Below are 21,872 nucleotides of genomic sequence, written 5' to 3' on the forward strand. Positions count from 1 at the left end.
ATTCAGCCTCCTTCAGCCCTCCGCCGTAAGCGCCCCCTGAAAGGCATGCAGTCGATCACTGGGGACGCGCTTAGCGGCATCTGACGATATGGGCGTTCTAATCAATCTTAGCTTTCAAAGGAAAGGCGGCGCTAGCTTGTTGGAATCAAGCTTTACTCCCAAATTGGGAGGCGCTACAATATCCCATATTGGGAGATGGCATGAGAGTCATAGCAAAGCGTACGCTGAAAGAGTTTTGGGAGCAGGGCTATGGCGATGCCGAAACCCCGCTGACCGAGTGGTATAACATGATGCTAAAGGCATCTTGGGAAACACCACAGCAACTAAAGGCTGATATTAGAACAGCAAGCATCCTGAAAGGTGGGCGCGCTGTTTTCAATATCGGTGGCAATAAGTACCGGGTAATCCTATCCATTCGTTATGAGCAGCAAATTGCCTGGGTTCGATTCGTCGGCACCCATGCTCAGTACGATAAAGTTGATGCGGAGACAATATGATGAACATTCAGCCCATCCGTAATGATAGCGACCTTGATCGCGCTTTCGCTCGCCTAGAAGAGCTTTGGAGTGCCGCGCCGGACTCTCCTGAAGCCGATGAAATTGAAGTGCTTTCCATCCTTATTGAGAAGTACGAGGATAAGCACTATCCCATTGGCCCGTCCGACCCCATCGAAGCTATCAAATTTCGCATGGAGCAACAGGGACTAACGCAGCGCGACCTTGAGGCTTATATCGGTCCTAGTGGCCGCGTCTCTGAGGTATTGAATCGTAAGCGCAAGCTAAGCCTGGGCATGATAAAAAGACTTCATGACGGCCTGAAAATCCCTTACGACAGCCTTATGAATCAGGTCGCCTAACCAGCAGACCCCGCTTCAGCGGGGTTGAATCCTTCCTGCCCATCAAAAGAATCTAACCGCAATGTCTGCTGTATCTGATTTGCTCGGTAGTGGCACCTGTGACGCTTTCTAGCTGGGAAGTGGATAGCAAAAAGCCTTGGCGCTAGGCTCGTAATGCTGTTCACTTAAGCGGCGCCGCCTTGCGATTTACTGGATAGCGGGTTTTGGATATTTTTACCGTCCTCGGCCTTGATGGTCGAGGACGGTCATCCAGAAAGGTGAAGAGCAGACTCTATCCATTCGACAGGGATATGCTGGGCAAAGGTGCTGAGGCCAGTGAAGGAATGTAGCTCATCAATATCGAGCAATGTCTGTTGAATAGGCACAAAAAAATCCGGTATCCAATGAAGAATACCGGATTTTCTTAGAGCCTTCGGTCATCGTTAACCGAACGGCATTACGCTCACGAGCGTTTTTTCAGCTTACTAACGCTTGGCGCTAGCAGCAAACATCAAACGCTGAGAATTAACCCAGAACTTTGATGTTGGAAGCCTGAAGGCCTTTCTTACCCTGAGTGACGTCGAAGGAAACCTTCTGGCCGTCTTGCAGAGTTTTGAAACCGTCAGCTTGAATTTCAGAGAAATGCGCGAACAGGTCGTCGCCATTGTCGTCCGGAGAAATGAAGCCGAAACCTTTAGTGTCGTTAAACCACTTAACGGTACCAGTTGCCATGATCGAAATCCTCGATGTAGCTTAATGTAAAGCCGGGAAATACCCGAATTGCAGTGGGTAGAACAAGAAACTTTCACCAGACTCACGCTTAGGCGTTCGATACTGCTGACAACGTTCGACTTGCTAACCAACTGCGTTTAAGAATGCGCCTAACCAGGTCGCACGTCAACACTATGCTTAAAAAAAAAGTTAATGCAACACATTTTCCTCTAAAATCCATTTAGCCGCTTTTTCTGCAATCATTAACGTGGGCGAGTTTGTATTACCGCTGGTGATGGTGGGCATTATCCCCGCATCCGCAATGCGTAACCCCTTGACGCCCAGCACTCGTAATTTAGCATCCACAACGGCCATCGGATCATCAGCACAACCCATCCGTGTTGTGCCTACGGGATGAAAAATGGTGGTACCTATGTCGCCTGCCAAGCGCGTTAGCTCGTCATCACTTTGATACTCAAGCCCCGGTTTAACCTCCTCGGGAGCATATTTGGAAAAAGCCGCTTGCGCTGCAATGTGCCGAGTAACGCGCAGTGAATCAGCGGCCACCTTTCGATCCTCGTGGGTACTTAAATAGTTGGGCGAAATAGCCGGAGCATCAGCTGGATTGGAGCTTTTCAGGCGGACTGTTCCGCGACTGCTCGGATTTAAGTTGCATACGCTGGCGGTAATGGCCGGATAAGGATGTAGCGGCTGCCCAAATGCCTCAAGGCTTAATGGCTGAACGTGGTACTGAATATTAGCGTGCTCATACTCGTTAGAGCTGCGCGTAAAGGCGCCAAGTTGTGAAGGTGCCATGCTCATGGGGCCGGTGCGCTTGCACAGATACTCCCAGCCAATGCCTGCTTTACCCAGCAAAGTGCCTGCTACCGCATTGAGCGTTTTTGCATTGGTGACACGATACACTGAACGGATCTGAAGATGATCTTGCAGGTTCTCGCCTACACCCGGCAGGTCATGCACTACCTCAATGGCGTGCTCTTCAAGATGCGCTTTAGGCCCAATACCCGATAGCTGCAAAAGGTGCGGCGAGCCAATGGCACCGGCACACAAAATTACTTCTTTGCTGGCGCGGGCGTTCAGGTTTTTCCCGCGCTGGGTAACGTCTACTCCGTTACAGAGTGGACTGCCCTGACCATCTTCAAAGCAGAGCCGATTCACCTGGGTAGAGTGCCAAAGCGTCAGGTTGTTACGTTTAAGCGCGGGGCGTAAAAACGCCTTGGCGGTGTTCCAGCGCCAGCCATTACGCTGGTTGACTTCAAAGTAAGCAACACCTTCATTATTGCCACGGTTAAAATCCTCGGTGCGGGGAATACCGGCCTGCACGGCCGCCTCGGCGAAGTCGTCCAACACTTCCCACTTCAAGCGCTGCTTTTCAACCCGCCACTCACCGCTATCGCCGTGAAACTCGCGCTGCTCGGCATCCGCATCGCCTCCTTCATCCAGCCGGTAGTGGCTTTCATGCTGCATAAAGTCCGGCAGGCAGTTCTCCCACCGCCAAGCATCATCACCCACGACCTCAGCCCAGTGGTTGTAGTCGCGCGCCTGGCCGCGCATATAAATCATGCCGTTGATACTCGAACAGCCGCCCAGGGTTTTACCCCGCGGGTAAATCAGCGAACGGCCGTTCAAGCCTTGTTCTGGCTCGGTGCGAAACAGCCAATCGGTGCGCGGGTTATTAATGCAGTACAGATACCCCACCGGAATATGGATCCAGTGATAGTTATCGCGCCCACCCGCTTCGATTAGAAGCACCCGATTATTCGGATCGGCGCTTAACCGGTTGGCCATCAGGCAGCCTGCGGTGCCTGCACCTATCACAATGTAGTCAAATGCCAAGGTTTGTTGTTGTGTCATTTGCCTTGCTCCGCATCGACTTATTTGGCCGTCGGCATCACAAACTCAGCCCCGTTATCAATCGAGTCTGACCAGCGCTGCATAATTGACTTCTGCCTAGTATAAAAACGTACGCCCTCCTCACCGTAGGCGTGGGTATCACCGAACAGTGAGCGCTTCCAACCGCCAAAGCCGTGCCACGCCATCGGCACAGGGATAGGCACATTGATACCGACCATGCCGACCTGAATACGGCGCCCAAACTCTCTTGCCACGCTGCCGCTTTCGGTAAAACAGCTGACGCCGTTACCGAATTCATGGTCGTTGATTAACTGAATGGCCGTCGCGACATCCGGCACGCGTACGCACACCAACACCGGGCCAAAGATCTCTTCTTTATAGATCGTCATTTCCGGCGTGACGTGGTCGAAAAGCGTGCCGCCCATCCAGAAGCCGTCGGCACAGTCACTACCCACCTGGGCAGTATCAAACTCGCGGCCATCCACGATCAGTTTCGCGCCTTCAGACACGCCTTTTTCGATGTAGCCGGTAATACGCTGATGGGCCTGGCGCGTTACGATCGGCCCCATTTCGGCATCCAGCTGCATGCCATTTTTTACTTTTAGCGCTTTAGCACGCTCGGCAAGCCTGGGCACCACGCTATCCGCCACGTCGCCGACCAGTACCGCTACGCTAATCGCCATGCAGCGCTCGCCCGCCGAGCCGTAGGCGGCGCCGATTAACGCATCCACCGCTTTATCCAGGTGCGCATCAGGCATCACGACCATATGGTTTTTCGCCCCGCCCAATGCCTGCACGCGCTTGCCGTGCTTGGCACCCCGCTCATAGATCAGGTTGGCAATTGGCGTCGAGCCAACAAACGAGAGCGCTTTGACCTCGGGGTGATCGATTAATGCTTCAACAGACTCCTTCCCTCCCTGCACCACGTTAAACACGCCATCGGGCAAACCGGCCTGCTTCAGAAGGTCTGCCAGCATTAATGAAGCGCTAGGGTCAAGCGGGCTTGGTTTGAGAATAAAGGTGTTACCCGTGGCGATGGCGATAGGGAACATCCACATCGGCACCATGATCGGGAAGTTAAACGGCGTAATACCCGCCACAACGCCAAGCGGTTGCCGGGTTGTCCAATTATCAATACCGGTACTGACCTGCTCGGTGTAGTCACCCTTAAGCAGTTGGGGGATACCGCAGGCAAACTCGACAACATCAATCCCGCGCGCCACCTCGCCCTGGGCATCGGTAAATACTTTGCCATGCTCTTGGGTGATCGCCTCAGCCAAGGCATCTTTATGCGTATTCAATAATTCCAGAAACTTGAACAGCACTCGGGCCCGGCGAATGGGCGGCGTATCGGCCCACGCAGGAAACGCTGCACTGGCCGCATTTACAGCCGCCTCCACATCGCTTTGTGACGCCAGGGCGACACGGCCGGTGACTTGGCCGGTGGCTGGGTTAAACACATCCTGGGCATCGCCAGAGCGACCTTCGCTGATCTGACCATTAATAAAGTGCTGAATGGCTGTTGTTGTCATCATCACTACCTTTATAAGCAGAACCAATGGGATCTGCCCAGACTAGCGTGATTGTTGGCGCGATCAATTGAGTAAATTTAAACCGGGATATAAGCTCTGCTAATAACAAGATGAAAACCAGGAGGCGCCATGCACGAATACGCGACACTACGGGCATTTGTCATGGTCGCCCGTCTAGGCAGCGTCTCACGCGCGGCTGAGCAACTGCACCTTACCCAGCCCGCCATCAGCCTAAAGTTGAAGCAGCTTCAGCTAAGCTTGGGGCTTACTTTGTTTGAACGCCGCCCCCAGGGCTTAGCGCTAACGCCTGATGGCCATGCCCTGCTACCCTCCGCCGAGAAAGCCCTGGCAAGCGCCTATGCTTTTTAGCAAACGGCCAATACGTTGCACAGCACGCCAAGAGGCAAGCTCAAGATAGGCACGATTGTCGATCCAGAATTTATTCGCCTGGGCGCTTTCCTGCGCCGTCTAATGACGCAAGCACCGCAGCTTGAAACCGAGCTTCATCATGGGATGAGCGGCAATACGTTAAGACGTGTTGAGCAAGGCGACCTGGATGTAGGGTTTTACCTAGCGCCGCCCGGCCTGGGAACCGACCATGAGGTGCTTGCCTGGCGCGAACTGACCCACTTTCACTACTACATTGTTGCCCCGATGGGCTGGGATGCCCAACTGGCCGATACACGCTGGGAAGCCCTGGCCCGCTTGCCCTGGATCGTCACGCCCGAGGACTCGGCCCATCACCGCCTTTTACAACACACACTTGCCAACAGTGGCGTCACACCCAATCGCGTCGCTCAGGTCGACCAGGAGGCCTGCATGCTGGACTTAGTCCGCGCGGGCGTTGGCCTGAGCCTTGCGCGCGATGCTCTGGCTATGACCGAGCGTCAGGAAAGCGGCCTTGTCGTTGCCAGTAATATTCGCCTGCCCTGCGCACTTAGCTTGATTTGGCGCCATGATCGTGCAGAAGAACCTCCCATTGACGCGGCATTACGTACGCTGAGCGAAGTATGGCCCTCGCTTTAAAAAAACTGGCTTTAAAAAGATGGACGGAACTATCACTAATACATACGCCAGCCAACCATTGATAAAAGACGTACGCACTTTTTATTGCCACCCCGGAAATGCCCTTTGGCGGGTCAAATTCAGGAGTAATCGATAACGCCGTTTAGGCTATTGCCACCGGTAAAAATAAAGCGCCGCCAGCATCCTGGCGGCGCTTTTTAGTGTGAAAACGAAAACGCTATCAGCCCGCCTGCTGGGCCTGGTGCTCAAGCTCTTTGGTAACATCTGGGGTAAGCTTTAACGCTTGCGCCAGTTGATCCAACCAAGCGCGCTCCATGGGGTTCTGGTCATCAGTTACTGCGACACTCATTAAATACATTTCCCGGGCAGCCTGGGGCGAGTCCGCTTCGCGGGCAAGCGCTTCGGCATCCAATGGAGCCTTTAGCTGCCTTTCGACCCAGTTATGCATTTCCTGGTCGGCCCCTAGCGCATCGATCTGCTCCGTAATCAGCACCTGTTCCTGCTCATCAACATGCCCATCGGCGCGAGCTGCCATTATCATGGCCTGCAGCAGTTCAAGGCTACGCCGCTCCTGAATCTCACCGCTTAATACATCAACACGCTCGCCTTCTGCGTTACTGCTGGCGGCGGGTTGATTTTTAGCGGTCTGTGAATTCTGCCAGGCTTTCCAAGCCAGCATGCCAACGCCTGCAATAGCGCCATACTTAAGCGCCTTACCGCCCATGCTCCGGCCACGTTTGGAACCGACCAGCATGCCCATGGCGCCACCGCCCAAAAGGCTTTTCATATCGAACCCGCTGGAACTTCCCGACTGGCTTGAGCGCTGATCACTACCGCCCCCGCCCAACTGACGAGACAAGCCCTCCAGCATGCCCTTCACATTGACTCCGCTGCTGCCTTTTTGGCTGCCGCCGGCCTGCTGCATAAGCTGTTGAAGAATTTTACTAGCGTTCATCCTTGTACTCCTTGGGGCTGACAGACTGTACTGACAATGTACGTGCCAACCATGTATGTACTAACAACGAATGTACTCACAAATCCTACTGAGTCTAGAGGACCTACGCCGGTATAACACCCTGTACTTGTACCGTGCTTCCCTGACGGCTAGCACGCACTTCTATACGAACCGGCATTTGCTCTTTGAGTGCGCTGACATGAGAAATAATTCCAATCATGCGCCCGCCCATTTGCAGCTCGCTCAGCATCGCAATGGCCTGGTCAAGGGCATCCTGGTCCAGACTGCCAAAACCTTCATCGATAAATAGCGTATCGAGCTGAATGCCACCGGCATACGCCTGCACCACGTCAGAGAGCCCCAATGCTAGCGCCAGCGCGGCCATAAACGATTCGCCACCCGAGAGCGTCGCGACGGGGCGATTTTTACCGGTATAGGTATCGGCAACATCCAGCTCCAGGCCTGAGGCCTTATTTCCTTTGGAGGGGTCTTCACGGCGCACCAACTGATAACGCCCCCGGCTCATTCGCACCAGCCGCTCGGATGCCTGGATCAGCACATCATCCAACAGCACGCCAAGCACAAAACGCTGCAGGCTAATGCGATGCCCGGTGCGCCCATTGGCGATCTCGCTCAGCGTTCCCCACAGCCGATACTCGGCTTCAAGCTCCGCCTCGGCGGCATGGGCGGCCTTGAGCTTTTGCTGAGTGGCGGTTAGCTGTGCAATCCGAGCCGCCAAGCGCTGGTAGGTTTGATTACAAACCTGCTCATGCGCCTGCGCGCTAGCCACTTGCTCCGCCAGAGCGGTTAAATCAGGCGGCGTTAGCCCCTCAAGGCGTGTCTGGCTATCCTCAAGCTGACCATCCAGCTTGGCCAGCGCCTGCTGAAAGAGGGTGACGGTTTCAATAAGCGCCTGGCGCTCGGGCGCTTCCAGACGGGCCTGAATGAAGTCAGCGTCGTTGTCGAAAGCGCTACTGCTTAGCGCCAGTTGCCATTCGTTTTGGGCCGCGCTTAGCGCCTGAGTCGCGGCGGCGGCGCGCTGGGCACTATCTGACAGTGTGGTTTCGGCGCGGGCCAGCGCCGTTTGTGCGTGATGAGCACTCTCCTGAGCAGATTGCCACGCCGCCTCAGACTGCTGAATGTCGCTTTGCACACGGCCAAGCTCTGCCTGCAGCGCCTCAAGTGACCCATGTGGCTCGGGCAACGCCCTGCGCAGTTGCTCACATTGGGCTTCCAGCTGATGACACCGCTTTTGGGCGGCCTCTAACTCAGGCTGTTGTGCCTTTATCTGGGTATCCAGCGCTTTCCATTCGCTGCGCTGTTGCTCAAGTGTGCGCTCCTGGGTTGCCAACTCTCGAGTAAGCACTTGATAGCGCTCAACATGTCGCTGGCTCTCCTGGCAAGCAGCCTCCAGTGCGCTTAGTGGCTTGGCGCCCCACTCGCCCAGCGTGTGACGCAAGTACTCGCTCTGCTCATCGTTATACTTAAGCTGTTGGGTCAAACGCTGCTGCAACTGTTGAGCTTGCACCAGCGCTTGATGCGCCTGCTCATGCTCCGTGCGTGCGCGCTTCACATCGGCCTGGGTAACGGGGGGCTGCTCTTGTACGGCGGGCGCAGGATGCTCACGACTGCCACACACCGGGCAGGGCTGCTGGGATTCCAGCCGAGCGGCGAGTAACGCGGCTTGGCCCTGGTGCCAGTGCATCTCCTGCTCGGTGGCGCGACGCTTATAGCGCTCAACCGTTTGCTGATGATGCTCAACATCGCTTGCCGCCTGAGCCACTTGCTCGGCCAATGCAGCGCGCTGGGATTCAAGCTCGGCCAGTGTTTGCCGCTGCGCGTGCAGCGCTTGGCGGCTTTTTAACACTTCATCGCAGCCTGCAAGGTGATTGCGCTCTATCTGCTCCGCTTTCAGCCTGGCGGCAAGTGCCTCGCCCTGTTCAGCGATGGTGTCGCGCTGCTGCGTTTGTTGATCAAGCTGCCGATACAGGCTTTGCCATGTTTGTTGCGCCTGGTGTAGCGCCTGCTCTACACCAGTGAGCGCCTGAAACTGCTCCAACGCTTGCTGTAAACGGCCAGCCTGTTCACGGCGTTCCGGCAACTGCTGGTAGCGAGTTTGTGCCTGGTGTAACGCTTGCTGAGCGTGTTGATGCGTCGCCTGCTGTTTTTCAACAGTCGTTTGAGCCTGAACGCGCTCTTGCTGGGTAGCGCTTGCCGTTTGCTGCGCTGTTTGCACGCGGTGAAAGGGTTCGGCCAGCGCCTGGGTTTGCTCATGGGCGCTTAAGCGCTGTTGAGCACGCTCTATTTCCGGCTGCTGGTGTAGCCGCTGGTTTTTTTCTGCGCCCAATGCCGTATGGCGGTCAAAAAGCGCCTGACACTCCTGCCCCTGGCGCTCGGCAGCCTCTGCCTGTTCACGTTGCTGTTTAGCAATGGCTAACGCCTTTTCAGCAGCCTGATGCTCTGGCGCCTGCGTTTCCAGCGCCTCAATAAGCGCTGCTTCACTTTCAATGTCGCTTGCATCCAGAATGCCCTGGACACGGTGCTGGTGATCTTTCACCGCTCGGTCTATCTGGTTGGCTTGGGTGCGCAGATGCTCTTCAATGCGTTGAAAAATATGGGTTTGAAACAGCTGGGAAAAAATCTTTTCGCGATCTTTTGACTCCGCCAGCAACAGCTCCCGGAACTTGCCCTGGGGCAGCACCATCACCTGGCGGAACTGGCTGGCATCCAGCCCCAGTAGTGCCTGCACTTGGGCGGTAGCATCGTTAACGCTACGCGCGACGAGGCACTGATTTTCCTTGCCGTCAGCGGTTAGCCGCCACAGCTGGGCTTCTGCGTTTTGCGTTGTCGTTCCTTCGCCTCGCGCCTTAGGGCGCTCCTGCTGAGGCACGCGGCGCACCCGGTAGCTCTCTCCGCGCAGGTAAAAATCCAGCGTTACTTCAGTTAGCAACGTATCGGCGGCCTGGTCGCAGCGCATCTGGGTGCCCGAGCGTTCTTCTCCCGTGGTCTGGCCATAAAGCGCGAAGCAGATGGCGTCCAGAATCGAGCTTTTCCCGGCGCCTGTCGGGCCGTTGATCAAAAACAGCGGGCTTCTACCCAGCTGAGAAAAATTGATGGTCTCCTCGGCCGCAAAAGGGCCGAAGGCCTGCATGGTGAGTACGAGCGGCGTCATGACTGGCCCTCTTCATCGCGGCTGAGGGAGGTGATGACATCACTCATGGCGCGCGCCTGGTCAGCGCTCATGGCATCACCGCTGGTTTGTTCGAAGAAATCGCTGAACATATCCAGGGCATTAAAGCGCAGCCGTTCGCGATCCAGTTGCTGACGCTGTTGCCCACCCAGCATGCCGGGCTTTTCGAGGTGCAAAACGTTGGGGTAAACCGCGCGCAGCTTGCCCATGGGATCTAAAATAGCGTGGCGGTCGGTTAGCCGAACCAACAAGTAGTCATCGGCACAGAGGTCCTCGCGCCCTTGTCTCAACAGCTCATCAAGTTCGCCTTCCAGCACGCGCACTTCGCGCTTGGGCACCAGCGGGCGATGCTCAATGCCGGTCACTCCCTCGTTACCTATATCCACAAGCGTAACGCCTTTACGCTGCCGAGCTTCTGAAAAGCTGTATTTAAGCAGCGAGCCGCTGTAGCGAATATGCTCACCGCCGCGGTATTGCGGGCCATGCAAGTGCCCAAGCGCGACATAGTCAAAGCCCTGCATGGGCTCCCAGGCAACACTTTCTGCACCGCCCAGGGTTAACGGGCGCTCGGAATCAGATGCGCTGCCGCCATCTACAAAGCAGTGGCTCATCAGTACCGTTGGGCGGGTAGCGTGGCGCTTCTCACCAATACGCGTTAGCAAGTAGCGGTGGGCGCTATCAAAGTCGCGGACCGGTTCACCGAACTGGCTGCGAACGTATTCCGGGTCAGCATAGGGCACGCCAAAAATATCGACCTCAACGCCGTTGATAGCAAGCGTAACGGGGGTATCGCAGGCGCTCAAATCAGAAAGAATATGCAGCCCCGCCTGACGCAAATGGCGTGCACCAAAGCCCAAGCGCTCAGCACCATCGTGGTTGCCGGAAATAATAACCACTGGCAAACCACGCGCTTGGCAAAGCTCGCCCAGCACATCATCAAGCAACGTAACAGCCGCGGAAGGCGGCATCGAGCGGTCATAGATATCGCCCGCAATCAGCACAGCGTCTACGGCTTCGCGGTCGACTATCTCGATCAGCTGGTTTAGCACGTGGCGCTGGTCTTCAAGCAGTGAGATGTTGTGAAACAATCTCCCCAGGTGCCAATCGGCGGTGTGGAGTAGACGCATGGCAGGCTCAACGGCAGGTTAGGTGGTTGCATCATAACAACCTAACCTGACGGCGTTTAGCCTTTACGGGTGAGAAATACTTAAGGGCTCTTGGGCAATTGGCGTTTATGCTCGGTGCGGGTATAGGTGTCAATGATGGTGGTATACGCCTCATCGCTGATGGCATCGCCGACCAGGAAGGCATCAATATCCGCATAAGTCACGCCTAGCGCCACTTCATCCGCCAACAGGGGTTTGAGCGTTTCAAGATCAGCAGTGGGTTGCTTTTCAACCAACGCGGCGGGTGCGCCCAGCGCTGCACCGACGTCACGTATCTGGCGTTTGGTTAGCCCGGTGAACGGCGCAACGTCACAGGCACCGTCACCATATTTGGTGAAAAAGCCCATTAGTGCTTCGGCGGCTTGATCCGTGCCGACCACTAGGCCACTTCGTGCTCCGGCCGCTGCGTATTGCGTCACCATACGCTGGCGCGCCTTGATATTGCCCAACACAAAGTCGCGGTGAGCGTCGTCTCTAAATGTTAGCCCGCCCTCTTCCAGTGCGGCCAACAGGGCATCACTTGCCGGTTTAACGTTAACGGTCAGCACATGGTCGGGTTCAATAAACGACAGTGCCTTCTGCGCATCGTCTTCATCCTGCTGAGTACCATAAGGCAACCGCATCGCGTAAAAAGAGGCGTCGATGCCCTGCTCACGCGCCTTATTAACCGCTAACTGCGCCAAGCGGCCACCTACCGTGGAATCCACGCCGCCACTAATGCCTAATACCAGCGCATGCTGCCCTGTATCGGTCATTTCGCGACACAAGAAATCAACGCGCTTATCAATCTCTTGCTGCGGGTCAATACGCGGCGTTACCTGTAAAACCGTTTGAATATGCGACTGGATTGCCTGCTGATCTACCATCCTGGCCTCCTTGCGGTCGAACGTTGATCCATAGCGGATAGCGTTTTGTTCAGGCTAGAGCAGAAATGTGTTTGGTTCTACTCATCTAATGGCGCGCTACCGTTCAATACATCACGATGATATTTAGGAATGCACTCCAATGCATAGTGCGCGGCGGCTAGGCGAACGTCGTTACGATCACCGGAAAAGCGGCGTGTCTCGGTAATCATGTAAATCTTTTGCTCATGGAGAAAAGCCCAGGCAAAGCATACCGTACCGACGGGAATATCATCGTGCGGTTCAGGGCCTGCAATCCCGGTATTGGCGACGGTTATAGTGGCATCGTTATTATTAAGTGCCCCTAGCGCCATTTCTCGAGAGGTTTCTTCACTGGTAAGCCCATACGTATCAATCGTATCGAAGCTGACCGACAAATAACGATTTTTTGCCTCCGGGGAATAAACCGCCAGCCCACAGTCAATGCACTGCCCGCTACCGGGCACACGGGCCAGCTCAGAGACAATCAGCCCTGCGGTGCATGATTCGGCAGTGGCCAATTTGAGTTTTTGCTGCTGTAGATAATCAGTAATTTGCTTAAGCAATTCCATTGCGTATCTCCTGACAAATCACAATCCCTGTCGTTTTATTCTTCCTCTTAAAAGGTAGCTGTTCTCGAAGAGGGCTGAAAAATCAGCCAGCAAGTTCATCATTTGTTAAAAAGCCCTTATCCATTGATAAGGGCTTAGCGCTGTTTCTTCCCTCCATCCGCGTAGGAGCTGTTCTGTAAGCGGTAGTCATGGCGCACCTCTACAATGACCAGGGCATTTGCCCTGGTCATGTGCTGAACTAGCCGGAAGGCTTTTTAACTAGAAGCTTTTTGAAAGCGTAATCGCACCGTACTTGTCCTGCTTTTCCTGGCCATCAAATTCACGTGTGCGCTGAACACCGGAAAAAACGGCTTGCCACCCATCCCAGGCAATGGCAAAACCAGCGGCCCCTTCTCCTACCCACTCTTTACGGTCAACCGAGTGACTGCTGGAAAACACGTTGCCATCCAGAGTGAGGTTATGCGCGACGTAGTAGCCTTCGACATTAGCGAATACATACCACTGCCAGCCCGTTGTACTCGTCATGCGGCCACGGTTACTGGGGTTGGGGGTAAGCGTCGGGATACCGCTGGCATCATCACCCCAGCGAACGCCATAACCCGCACTGGCGTAGGTATTGAGATTGCCCAAGGCAACGCTGACACCGGGGCCATGAGCCAAGCGCTTACCGGCCAGAGGCACGTTATGCCACCACTGACGACGCATGGTCAGGTTAAGCAACGGCTCATCCTTTAACTGGTTATGCCAGCCACTTGGACGTTCGCTATTGGTAATACGGTGTACCTCACGCTGAATGCTGTCAGCAAGCGATGATGGGCCTACTAGGCCGGCCTCTATATGAAGATCAGTGGCTTGCTGCCAGCGTCCTACCGGAACATCTTCATAAAGTGACATACCCGCATAAACCAGGCCTGCATAGGGGCGGTCGTCCTCAATTAGCTCAGAGCGCTCGATATCATCCGGCGTATAAATCTGGTGCACCAATCGGAAAGCAACTGAATCTGCCTGGCCTATCAAACTATCCGGCAGCGCCGTAGCTAAACGCTGGGTCCAGTTTTCCGGGCTGGGCTTAAATGCCCAATTAAGCTCGAAGCCGCTGGTAAAGTGCCCATCGTCACTGCTCATTAGACCGTCATTTTCATGTGTCACAGAAATGACGTTGTTATCTGCATTCGCCAAGGCAGGGAGTAGACTCATTGCTGCTACAAAGGGAAGCAGGCGCCAAGCAGGCAGGCAGACGTTGTACATTGCTCATCCCTTGAGTGAGGGTTAAAACCAAAGTAGCGCTCTCGAAGAGCGCTAGCAAACATTGCTGATTGTATGTAAACATGCAAAAAGATAGCAAGGAAATATTATTCGCCAAACATCAATAACAACCCAGCACCCGTGGCGCAAGGCGCTGCCTCCCTGCTGTTCCAAAGGTGGGTAACAGTAGGCATAGCCAGTTCATATGCCCTCGCTGCGCGCACCATCCGTTGGCAGTACCTTGCTGTATGTCTTTAAAGAAATAGCCTAGCGGTCCCTTAACAGCCACTGCGGAGTAATTTCATGCTGGCCGTTTTCATCAGTGATAAACAGCGAGCCCTCACTCACCATAACCGCCCAGTTAATAGCGCGCGGGAGGTTCTGAGCAATCACTGCCAAGGCTTCTTGAGGCAAGGTCGCTACGTGAAGGTTTTTAAGCGTTGCCACGCCTGAAAGTACTTTGTTTTCCCATATATCGGTGCGCCCGTAGGCAAGCAGCGATACGCGCTCGGCGCGCCGTGAGCACCAGATTAGGCGTTCGGCATCCGGCAAGCCTACTTCAACCCAATGCAGCACCCGCCCATCCAGGCTCTTTTCCCATAGTGCGGGTTCGTCCACATCGGAAAGCCCGCGCCCAAATGCAATCGCCTCGCTGTACCACAATATATAAGCAATCAGCCGCGCACTCATCCGCTCTTCTGTTTCAGAGGGATGGCGTGCCACGGTAAAACGTAGCGTTTCATACACCCCACGATCCAGGTCGGTAAGGTTAATATCAACTTTGTAAGGCGTCGCACTAAGGGCCATCAGAATATCCAGCGATAAATTTTGGCTAGTTTACCTGATGCGCGGCCCGATAGGCGCTAGGCATTCCGATAATCAGCCGTTAGGGTGCTGTGTTTTAACGTATCGGCTTCGTGATGAGGCTCATGCCATTTTTCGTCGAGCGCTGCTTGATACCACGCCTGCATCGCTGGCAGCGTCAACAGGTGCTTTGCATAAGCGTTCGAAGCCTCGCTTAAAGGCAAGCCAAACGTTTGTACACGGAAAACGACAGGTGCGTAGAAGGCATCTACCGCCGTAAATTCGTCACCTGCCAGGTAAGGGCCACCAAAGCGTGAAAGGCCTTCTTGCCAGAGCCTATCCAATCGAGCGAGATCAGCTCTGAGCCCAGCAGAAACATCCTGAAGCGTGACGGGCACGCCGCAGTTCATGGGGCATTCGTTACGTAACGTGGAAAAGCCGCTATGCATTTCGGCGCTGGCCGAACGTGCCCAGGCACGTACTGTCACCTCTTTTGGCCATACCCGAGCATGCTGCTCGGCAATGTATTCAACAATGGCCAGCGAATCCCAGACGGCCGTCTCGCCATCCACCAGGCAAGGCACAAGCCCAGAAGGCGAAAAGCGAATAAACGTATCTCGACTCGCCCCATTGCCACCCTCAAAGGCCATAACGTGTTCCTTAAAAGGGATATTAAGCGCTTTCATAAGCACCCAAGGCCGCAATGACCATGAAGAGTAATTCTTGTTGGCAATGTAGAGATCAAACATGGTTACCCCTTTTTTACGTCAAATAAGCAAGGATGGCTACGCTAGTCGCATTATGTCGCCTTTCTTTATCCCATAAATTGCCTGTTTCATCGCCTAACAGATTCTTTTTTTACTTTATTTAAACCAAGGTCGTGTATGCAAGAAAATATCAAGCTGTACGATGTTACCGATAACATAGCCAGCAATTAGCACTATCATTGGGAGTACTCGCATGGATGAATGGACGCAAACGTTGTCCACAGGACCGTTGCTAGGCATTGCCGCCGTAGCGGTCTTGTCCCTTTTACTATTGATCATCAGATTCAAGATGCATGCGTTTGTGGCGCTGATGTTGGTGAGCTTACTGACGGCGCTCGCCACACAGATTCCAGTCAATGCGATTGTTCCCACGATGGTGGATAGCTTTGGGGGGACGCTGGGCGCTGTTGCTCTACTGGTAGGGTTAGGGGCAATGCTTGGCAAGCTTGTTGAGCATTCAGGCGGTGCCAAAGCGCTTGCCGATAAAATGATTGATCTCTTCGGCGAAAAGCGAGCGCCTTTTGCCCTCGGCATCACGTCGCTGCTAATGGGCTTTCCGATATTTTTTGATGCCGGTTTGATCGTCATGCTACCGATCATTTTTGCCGTTTCGCGTCGTTTGGGTGGCCCTATCCTTCTTTATGCCATGCCTGCTGCCGCTGCGTTTTCGGTTATGCATGTTTTCCTGCCCCCTCACCCAGGCCCGGTTACCGCATCGGAGCTTTATGAGGCAAATTTAGGGTTATTGCTGCTTGCTGGCGTGGTGATTGCGTTCCCCCTTTGGTGGATATCAGGCTATATGTGGGGGAAAATTGTCGCAAAGCGCTACCCCTTCCCTCTCGCAGACTCCCTGTTCGGCGATGTCAGCGATGACCACGTTATCAACCCGCCTTCTGTCAGCGTTGTTATCAGTATGCTGTTGCTGCCGATTGTGCTGATCTTCATGAACACCGGCTTAAACTTTCTGCGCTCAATGGGCGTTGTGGATAGTGACGCGCTATGGTTCCAACTGCTATCAGCCGTCGGCAATACGCCGGTAGCGCTGCTTATTTCAACGTTGGTGGCAATGTTAGTGCTAGGCCGTCGCCAAGGTATCGGAGGCAGTGCATTAGAAAAAATACTGGATTCTTCTCTGGGGCCGATTTGCTCGGTAGTACTGATCACAGGCGCCGGCGGTATGTTCGGTGGCGTACTCAGGGCATCCGGCATTGGCGATGCGCTATCAAGTTCGCTCAGCGATATTGGTTTACCGATCATCCTGGCGGCTTATGTCATTGCGGTGATTATGCGTTTAGCCCAAGGCTCAGCAACTGTCGCCCTGGTAACCGCCGCCGGGCTCATGGCCCCCGCCGTGATTGGCGGTGACTTTACATCCATGCAGGTAGTGGCGATTACCCTAGCAACAGCAGCGGGCTCTGTCTTTGCAGGGCATGTCAACGACTCAGGGTTCTGGTTAGTTGGTCGCCTTTTAGGAATGGACGTTAAGACAACGCTCAAGACCTGGACCGTTCAGCAGGCGCTCGAATCCGTTGTCGGCTTTATATTCGCGGTTATTATTTTCATGCTGTTTTAGGTGAGCACGATGACAAAAGCACTTTTCGATATTAACGGCCGCTTGGCACTGGTAACCGGATCCTCAAGGGGGCTGGGCAATGCGCTTGCTAGGGGGCTTGCTTCCCAAGGAGCTCATGTCATTGTGCATGGGCGGGACCTGGAAAGCGTCAAGGAGGAAGCCCACAACATCGCCCAAGAGACAGGCGCCAACGTTGAAGCCATCAGCTTTGATGTCACTGATGCCAGGGCGACTCAGCAAGCCGTAGAAGCACTTATCGATCAGTTTGGCGTTCCGGATATCCTGGTCAACAATGCAGGGCTTCAACGCCGAGCGCCGTTCAATGAGTACTCTACGTCAGATTGGGATGCGCTCATCGCCACCAATCTTTCGAGTCTGTTTTACGTGTCTCGTGCGTTGACTCCAGCCATGAGTGAACGTGGCTCAGGTAAGGTCATCAACATCGGCTCGGTACAGTCCAAACTTGCCAGAGAAACCATCGCCCCCTATTCGGCAACCAAAGGTGGGGTTGTTCTACTCACTCAGGGTATGGCTGCTGACCTTGCTCGCTTCAACATTCAGGTCAACTGCATTTCTCCCGGCTACTTTAAAACTGAAATGAATACCGCGCTATGGCAAGACACAAGCTTTAACCAGTGGGTGGAAAAACGCACTCCGGCACAGCGCTGGGGACATTTCGACGAACTGGTGGGCACGCTGGTCTATCTCTGTTCGGATGCTTCAAGTTTCGTTTCTGGACAAAATATTTTCGTTGATGGCGGAATGACCTCGGTGGTTTAACACCTGGAAATTGCCTTTGGGGATGAAGCACCATGCAAGCATTAGTTATTCACGGTAAGCAGGATCTACGCGAAGAAAATATTGATCTTCCAGCGCTCGCTCCCGGAAAAGTGCGCTTACGTATGTCTTTCGGTGGAATATGTGGCTCGGATCTTCATTATTATCATGAAGGTGCCAATGGTGCTTTTGTTGTTCGTGAGCCATTGATTCCAGGTCACGAAATGTCAGGAGTAGTCGATGAAGACCCAAGCGGGCAATGGCCGCTTGGCACACCGGTAACACTGCACCCCGCCACATTCGGGCAAAGCCAAACCGGTATCGAAGATAAGCCCCACTTGTGGCCCAACGGAGCCTATTTGGGCTCCGCGTCAACCTGGCCACATACGCAAGGGGGCATGAGTCAATTCCTTGATGTCGATGCCAGCATGTTGCGTGCATTGCCCGATACTCTGCCACTCAAACGTGCAGCCTTAGCAGAGCCACTTGCTGTGGGTCTGCATGGGATCGAAGTAGCCGGAGGTGTTGACCAAAAGCGCGTATTGGTATGTGGAGCTGGACCTATAGGTCTACTCGCTGCCGCTGCTGCACTTGCCAGGGGCGCAAAAGAGGTATGCATTACCGATATTCTTGAGGGACCGCTGTCACGTGCAAAAATACTCGGGGTTCATCGCACCATTCAGGTGGATAGGGAAGAGCTCCCCGAGGAGGCATTTGACGTGGTGCTTGAGTGCACCGGCGTTCCCGCCTCTATCAATAAGGCTATTCTCGCCGTGCGCCGCGCTGGCGTTATTGCTCAAATAGGCATGATGCCTGCCGCTCCGCAGCCCATTGCGCTTGCATCGCTGATTGCGAAAGAAGTTCAGCTTAGAGGCTGTTTCCGGTTCAATAATGAGATTGATGAAGCTATCGCGCTACTGGCAGCTAATTCAAACTTTGATCACGTTATTACGCATGTATTGCCCGCCGCCGATGCTCAACAAGCCTTTGCTATAGCCAAAGATGCGGAGGTGTCCGGCAAGGTATTGATCGAGTTATGGAAGTAACAGATCAACGATTAAGATAATTGATCCCAAAGGGGGGGCGCTACCGCCACCCCCTCAATAATTAACGGAAACCAACCGACGTACCTATCACGCCAACCTGACTAAAAGCTGGCCTTACGCTTCTCTATAAATGCGCTCATGCCCTCTTTTTGTTCCTCACCGGCAAAGCAGAGTGCAAATAGGCTAGTCTCCAGGGCCAGTGCACTATCAAGGTCCTGGTCCATCCCGTCATGAACGGCCTGCTTGGCACCGCGTACCGACTGAGGGCCATTGCCTTTTAACTGTTGGGTAAGCTCTTCGACATAACTTTCAAGCTCTGCCTGAGGCATTACGCGGTTCACCAGACCGATGCGTAGCGCTTCTTTCGCGTCTATCTTGCGCCCTGTCGTCACAAGATCAATCGCCATGGCAGGGCCTACGCGGCGCGGCAGGCGTTGCGTACCACCAAAGCCTGGGATGACACCCAACAGGACTTCAGGCTGGCCAAATACCGCGTTGTCGCTGGCTACTGCCCAGTCGCAGGCCAGTGCCAATTCGCAGCCGCCGCCAAGGCAAAACCCGTTCACAAGGGCGACCACCGGCACCGGAAGCGTTTCAAGTCGTTTAATGGTTCGTAACGCCTGGCTTGCAAAGGCGCGCGCTTCTTCCGGCGTTTTATCACGCATTTCGGTGATATCCGCTCCGGCGACAAACGACTTTTCACCGGCGCCAGTCAGTAATACGGCGCGCAGGTTTGGCTGATTCTCAAGCTCAGTCAGGTGGATCTCTAGCGCGGAAAGTACATCGCTATTTAACGCATTCAACGCCTTGGGGCGGTTGATAGTCAGGCGGACGATACCCTCGTTATCGACCTTTTCAATAACTGATTCGCTCATATTAGCTCCTTCATTGTTATGGTGACTTACATCGTTATGACGGCTTAACTGGCCTGCCTTGCAACCCTAGCGAACGCTTGGTTGGGGGGCAATCACTTCTTTTCTCGCCCGCCAGAAATACAATCGCCGCCTCCAGGGGCGGCGATTGTCACAATAGGGCGATTAGCCAATCTCGAAATCACTCAGGCATTGAATGCCTGCCTCAATTACTGCCCGCTGGGCACGCCCAACAGGGAGCCACTGGGTGATCACAAACTGTGCGCTTAGAAGTTTTGCCTTATAGAAAGGGTCTGTTGTGCCCTGCCCAATGGCCGCCTGCGCACTGAGTGCCGCTTGCCCCATTTGCCAGGCGCATAACACATGGCCTGCCAGGTTGAGCAGCGGGGTCGCATAACCCTGTACTGCATCAGGCCCTTTTTCCGGGTCTTTGCCCTGCTCAAGTACCTGCTGCTTGGCAGCACGTAAATCCTCAAGCCCGGCAGCCAGCGCCTGTCCCAAATGAGCCAACGCAGGTTCAGCCTTGAGACGTTCAACCGTGTCGGCTACTTCGTTTAGTAGACTGGAAAATGCTTCGCCATTATCACGCTGTAACTTGCGTCCTGCTAAATCCAGCGCCTGAATGCCGTTAGTGCCTTCATAAATGGGTGCGATACGAGCATCACGCAGCAGCTGTGCCGCGCCGGTTTCTTCGATATACCCCATCCCGCCGTGCACCTGAATACCTAACGAGGCGATCTCTACCGCTTGATCCGTTGAGAAGCTTTTTACCACAGGAATCAGGATATCCACGCGAGCCTGAGCCGCCTGGCGTTCACTCTCGTTTTCAGCATGGCGGGCGGTATCCAGCTGTGCTGCACAGTACAGCGCTAACGCACGCAGCGCATCGGTGCGCGCGCGCATGGAAAGCAGCATGCGCCGCACATCAAGATGCTCACTGATGGGGCACTCTTTACCGCCTCGCGCTGCCGACAAACGCCCCTGATGGCGCTCTTGTGCGTAGGCAAACGCGTGCTGGCAGGCGCGTTCGGCCACGCCGATCCCTTGGATACCCACTTTATGACGCGCCTCGTTCATCATGGTGAACATGTGATTCAGGCCGCGCCCTTCTTCACCCACTAGATAACCGATTGCCCCACCCTGCTCGCCAAAACTTAACGAACAAGTCGGTGAGCCGTGGATACCCAGCTTGTGCTCAATGGCGGTGCATAAAACGTCGTTACGCTCGCCCAGGGTGCCGTCATCATTGACGAGAAATTGGGGCACCAGAAACAGCGAGATACCTTTATTACCTTCAGGCGCATCAGGTTTACGCGCCAGCACAAAATGAATGATATTTTCAGCGGCGTCGTGCTCACCCCAGGTAATATAGATTTTCTGGCCACTTATCCGGTAATGATCGCCTTCAGGTACTGCCTTGGTACGCACTTTAGAAAGATCCGACCCTGCCTGGGGTTCGGTCAGGTTCATGGTGCCTGTCCAGGTCCCTTCTACCAGATGGGGTAAATACGTCGCTTTCAGCGGCTCGCTGCCATGATGGGCCAATGCTTCAATGGCGCCAGCGGTTAACATGGGACAAAGCCCTAACGCCATATTGGCACCGTGGAGCATTTCCTGAACGGCACTGGCCACCACTTCAGGCAAGTTCTGCCCACCTAACGCTTCCGACACGCCGATGCCGTTCCAGCCGCCTTCTACATACGCCAGGTAGGCCGCCGCGAATCCATCAGGCGTCGTTACTCGCCCATCCGGGTGATGTTTGGCGCCTTGATGATCACCGGTAGCATTCAGCGGCCCCCAAACGTCACCCGCTAGCTTGGCGGCTTCATCCAGCACCGCCTCAACAACGTCGGGTGTGGTCTCTGTAAAATTGGACAGCGTCAGCGAGTGATGCCCGAGCAGTTCTTCGAGCACAAAACGCAAATCGCGTACCGGCGCGACGTAGTGATTCATGGCAAAACCTCGATGTAGAAATAAAACAGTCGTTTGTTATAAACCGTTATATTCGATAGTAGTTTCCTGCCTATCGTTACACCATTAGCCCA

General features: G+C 54.5%; 18 protein-coding genes and 1 pseudogene. 6 read left to right on the forward strand and 13 right to left on the reverse strand.

The window, feature by feature from the left end; all coding sequences use genetic code 11:
• Positions 1–200: 200 nt before the first annotated feature.
• Both ACT3T6_RS00950 and ACT3T6_RS00955 read left to right on the forward strand, forming a co-directional pair.
• Positions 201–497, forward strand: a complete 297-nt coding sequence (locus tag ACT3T6_RS00950) for a type II toxin-antitoxin system HigB family toxin (protein WP_193054524.1) — start codon at positions 201–203, stop codon at positions 495–497.
• Positions 494–856: a helix-turn-helix domain-containing protein gene (locus ACT3T6_RS00955; protein WP_226912098.1), complete on the forward strand. Its 363-nt coding sequence runs from the start codon at positions 494–496 to the stop codon at positions 854–856. Before ACT3T6_RS00950 ends, ACT3T6_RS00955 begins: the two co-directional genes overlap by 4 nt.
• Before the next feature lie 504 nt (positions 857–1,360).
• Here the strand turns inward: ACT3T6_RS00955 and ACT3T6_RS00960 are convergent.
• The 3 genes from ACT3T6_RS00960 to ACT3T6_RS00970 all read right to left on the reverse strand — a co-directional run bounded on the left by ACT3T6_RS00960 (position 1,361) and on the right by ACT3T6_RS00970 (position 4,953).
• The gene (locus ACT3T6_RS00960; protein ID WP_054641278.1) at positions 1,361–1,567 is read right to left on the reverse strand and encodes a cold-shock protein; all 207 of its coding nucleotides are present in this window, start codon (positions 1,565–1,567) and stop codon (positions 1,361–1,363) included.
• Between the two features lie 189 nt (positions 1,568–1,756).
• A complete protein-coding gene (locus ACT3T6_RS00965) occupies positions 1,757–3,421 on the reverse strand; it encodes a GMC family oxidoreductase (protein ID WP_193054523.1) in 1,665 nt (554 codons plus the stop codon).
• A gap of 20 nt (positions 3,422–3,441) precedes the next feature.
• The gene (locus tag ACT3T6_RS00970) at positions 3,442–4,953 is read right to left on the reverse strand and encodes a CoA-acylating methylmalonate-semialdehyde dehydrogenase (protein ID WP_193054522.1); all 1,512 of its coding nucleotides are present in this window, start codon (positions 4,951–4,953) and stop codon (positions 3,442–3,444) included.
• A gap of 129 nt (positions 4,954–5,082) precedes the next feature.
• Here ACT3T6_RS00970 and ACT3T6_RS00975 point away from each other — a divergent pair.
• A pseudogene (locus ACT3T6_RS00975) lies at positions 5,083–5,979 on the forward strand (LysR family transcriptional regulator).
• A gap of 220 nt (positions 5,980–6,199) precedes the next feature.
• Here ACT3T6_RS00975 and ACT3T6_RS00980 read toward each other — a convergent pair.
• The 8 genes from ACT3T6_RS00980 to ACT3T6_RS01015 form a co-directional block, all read right to left on the reverse strand.
• The gene (locus ACT3T6_RS00980; RefSeq protein ID WP_193054521.1) at positions 6,200–6,934 is read right to left on the reverse strand and encodes a tellurite resistance TerB family protein; all 735 of its coding nucleotides are present in this window, start codon (positions 6,932–6,934) and stop codon (positions 6,200–6,202) included.
• Positions 6,935–7,037: 103 nt separating this feature from the next.
• A complete protein-coding gene (locus ACT3T6_RS00985) occupies positions 7,038–10,106 on the reverse strand; it encodes an AAA family ATPase (protein ID WP_193054520.1) in 3,069 nt (1,022 codons plus the stop codon).
• Positions 10,103–11,251: an exonuclease SbcCD subunit D gene (locus ACT3T6_RS00990; RefSeq protein ID WP_193054519.1), complete on the reverse strand. Its 1,149-nt coding sequence runs from the start codon at positions 11,249–11,251 to the stop codon at positions 10,103–10,105. Before ACT3T6_RS00990 ends, ACT3T6_RS00985 begins: the two co-directional genes overlap by 4 nt.
• Positions 11,252–11,331: 80 nt before the next feature.
• Complete coding sequence (gene nadE, locus ACT3T6_RS00995; protein WP_193054518.1) at positions 11,332–12,156, reverse strand: ammonia-dependent NAD(+) synthetase; 825 nt, start codon at positions 12,154–12,156, stop codon at positions 11,332–11,334.
• Positions 12,157–12,233: 77 nt separating this feature from the next.
• Positions 12,234–12,743 carry a CinA family protein gene (locus tag ACT3T6_RS01000; protein ID WP_193054517.1) on the reverse strand — a complete coding sequence of 170 codons (510 nt, stop codon included), beginning with the start codon at positions 12,741–12,743 and terminating at the stop codon, positions 12,234–12,236.
• 258 nt (positions 12,744–13,001) lie between these two features.
• Positions 13,002–13,991 (reverse strand): lipid A deacylase LpxR family protein, encoded by a 990-nt coding sequence (locus ACT3T6_RS01005; protein ID WP_193054516.1) that lies wholly within the window; start codon positions 13,989–13,991, stop codon positions 13,002–13,004.
• A gap of 264 nt (positions 13,992–14,255) precedes the next feature.
• Positions 14,256–14,795 (reverse strand): YaeQ family protein, encoded by a 540-nt coding sequence (locus ACT3T6_RS01010; RefSeq protein ID WP_193054515.1) that lies wholly within the window; start codon positions 14,793–14,795, stop codon positions 14,256–14,258.
• Between the two features lie 56 nt (positions 14,796–14,851).
• Positions 14,852–15,541, reverse strand: a complete 690-nt coding sequence (locus ACT3T6_RS01015; RefSeq protein WP_193054514.1) for a glutathione S-transferase family protein — start codon at positions 15,539–15,541, stop codon at positions 14,852–14,854.
• A 211-nt stretch (positions 15,542–15,752) separates the two neighbouring features.
• Here ACT3T6_RS01015 and ACT3T6_RS01020 point away from each other — a divergent pair, with 211 nt between their 5' ends.
• Genes ACT3T6_RS01020 through ACT3T6_RS01030 form a run of 3 tightly spaced genes read left to right on the forward strand, consistent with a single transcriptional unit; the run spans position 15,753 to position 18,955 of the window.
• Positions 15,753–17,132, forward strand: a complete 1,380-nt coding sequence (locus ACT3T6_RS01020; protein WP_193054513.1) for a GntP family permease — start codon at positions 15,753–15,755, stop codon at positions 17,130–17,132.
• Positions 17,133–17,141: 9 nt separating this feature from the next.
• The gene (locus tag ACT3T6_RS01025) at positions 17,142–17,912 is read left to right on the forward strand and encodes a glucose 1-dehydrogenase (protein ID WP_193054512.1); all 771 of its coding nucleotides are present in this window, start codon (positions 17,142–17,144) and stop codon (positions 17,910–17,912) included.
• 32 nt (positions 17,913–17,944) lie between these two features.
• The gene (locus ACT3T6_RS01030) at positions 17,945–18,955 is read left to right on the forward strand and encodes an L-idonate 5-dehydrogenase (RefSeq protein ID WP_193054511.1); all 1,011 of its coding nucleotides are present in this window, start codon (positions 17,945–17,947) and stop codon (positions 18,953–18,955) included.
• Positions 18,956–19,056: 101 nt separating this feature from the next.
• On the opposite strand, the gene ACT3T6_RS01035 is transcribed toward ACT3T6_RS01030, so the two are convergent.
• Together ACT3T6_RS01035 and ACT3T6_RS01040 are read right to left on the reverse strand one after the other, a co-directional pair.
• Positions 19,057–19,830, reverse strand: a complete 774-nt coding sequence (locus ACT3T6_RS01035; RefSeq protein ID WP_193054510.1) for an enoyl-CoA hydratase-related protein — start codon at positions 19,828–19,830, stop codon at positions 19,057–19,059.
• A gap of 162 nt (positions 19,831–19,992) precedes the next feature.
• A complete protein-coding gene (locus tag ACT3T6_RS01040; protein WP_193054509.1) occupies positions 19,993–21,780 on the reverse strand; it encodes an acyl-CoA dehydrogenase in 1,788 nt (595 codons plus the stop codon).
• Positions 21,781–21,872 lie beyond the last annotated feature (92 nt).

This window comes from Halomonas sp. 72 (assembly GCF_052379785.1).
Classification (GTDB): domain Bacteria; phylum Pseudomonadota; class Gammaproteobacteria; order Pseudomonadales; family Halomonadaceae; genus Vreelandella; species Vreelandella citrativorans.

Coding starts and splice junctions, on each gene's coding strand:
- ACT3T6_RS00950 (WP_193054524.1), top strand. CDS start 201: ATGAGAGTCATAGCAAAGCGTACGCTGAAAGAGTTTTGGGAGCAGGGC.
- ACT3T6_RS00955 (WP_226912098.1), top strand. CDS start 494: ATGATGAACATTCAGCCCATCCGTAATGATAGCGACCTTGATCGCGCT.
- ACT3T6_RS00960 (WP_054641278.1), bottom strand. CDS start 1,567: ATGGCAACTGGTACCGTTAAGTGGTTTAACGACACTAAAGGTTTCGGC.
- ACT3T6_RS00965 (WP_193054523.1), bottom strand. CDS start 3,421: ATGACACAACAACAAACCTTGGCATTTGACTACATTGTGATAGGTGCA.
- ACT3T6_RS00970 (WP_193054522.1), bottom strand. CDS start 4,953: ATGACAACAACAGCCATTCAGCACTTTATTAATGGTCAGATCAGCGAA.
- ACT3T6_RS00980 (WP_193054521.1), bottom strand. CDS start 6,934: ATGAACGCTAGTAAAATTCTTCAACAGCTTATGCAGCAGGCCGGCGGC.
- ACT3T6_RS00985 (WP_193054520.1), bottom strand. CDS start 10,106: ATGACGCCGCTCGTACTCACCATGCAGGCCTTCGGCCCTTTTGCGGCC.
- ACT3T6_RS00990 (WP_193054519.1), bottom strand. CDS start 11,251: ATGCGTCTACTCCACACCGCCGATTGGCACCTGGGGAGATTGTTTCAC.
- nadE (WP_193054518.1), bottom strand. CDS start 12,156: ATGGTAGATCAGCAGGCAATCCAGTCGCATATTCAAACGGTTTTACAG.
- ACT3T6_RS01000 (WP_193054517.1), bottom strand. CDS start 12,743: ATGGAATTGCTTAAGCAAATTACTGATTATCTACAGCAGCAAAAACTC.
- ACT3T6_RS01005 (WP_193054516.1), bottom strand. CDS start 13,991: ATGTACAACGTCTGCCTGCCTGCTTGGCGCCTGCTTCCCTTTGTAGCA.
- ACT3T6_RS01010 (WP_193054515.1), bottom strand. CDS start 14,795: ATGGCCCTTAGTGCGACGCCTTACAAAGTTGATATTAACCTTACCGAC.
- ACT3T6_RS01015 (WP_193054514.1), bottom strand. CDS start 15,541: ATGTTTGATCTCTACATTGCCAACAAGAATTACTCTTCATGGTCATTG.
- ACT3T6_RS01020 (WP_193054513.1), top strand. CDS start 15,753: ATGGATGAATGGACGCAAACGTTGTCCACAGGACCGTTGCTAGGCATT.
- ACT3T6_RS01025 (WP_193054512.1), top strand. CDS start 17,142: ATGACAAAAGCACTTTTCGATATTAACGGCCGCTTGGCACTGGTAACC.
- ACT3T6_RS01030 (WP_193054511.1), top strand. CDS start 17,945: ATGCAAGCATTAGTTATTCACGGTAAGCAGGATCTACGCGAAGAAAAT.
- ACT3T6_RS01035 (WP_193054510.1), bottom strand. CDS start 19,830: ATGAGCGAATCAGTTATTGAAAAGGTCGATAACGAGGGTATCGTCCGC.
- ACT3T6_RS01040 (WP_193054509.1), bottom strand. CDS start 21,780: ATGAATCACTACGTCGCGCCGGTACGCGATTTGCGTTTTGTGCTCGAA.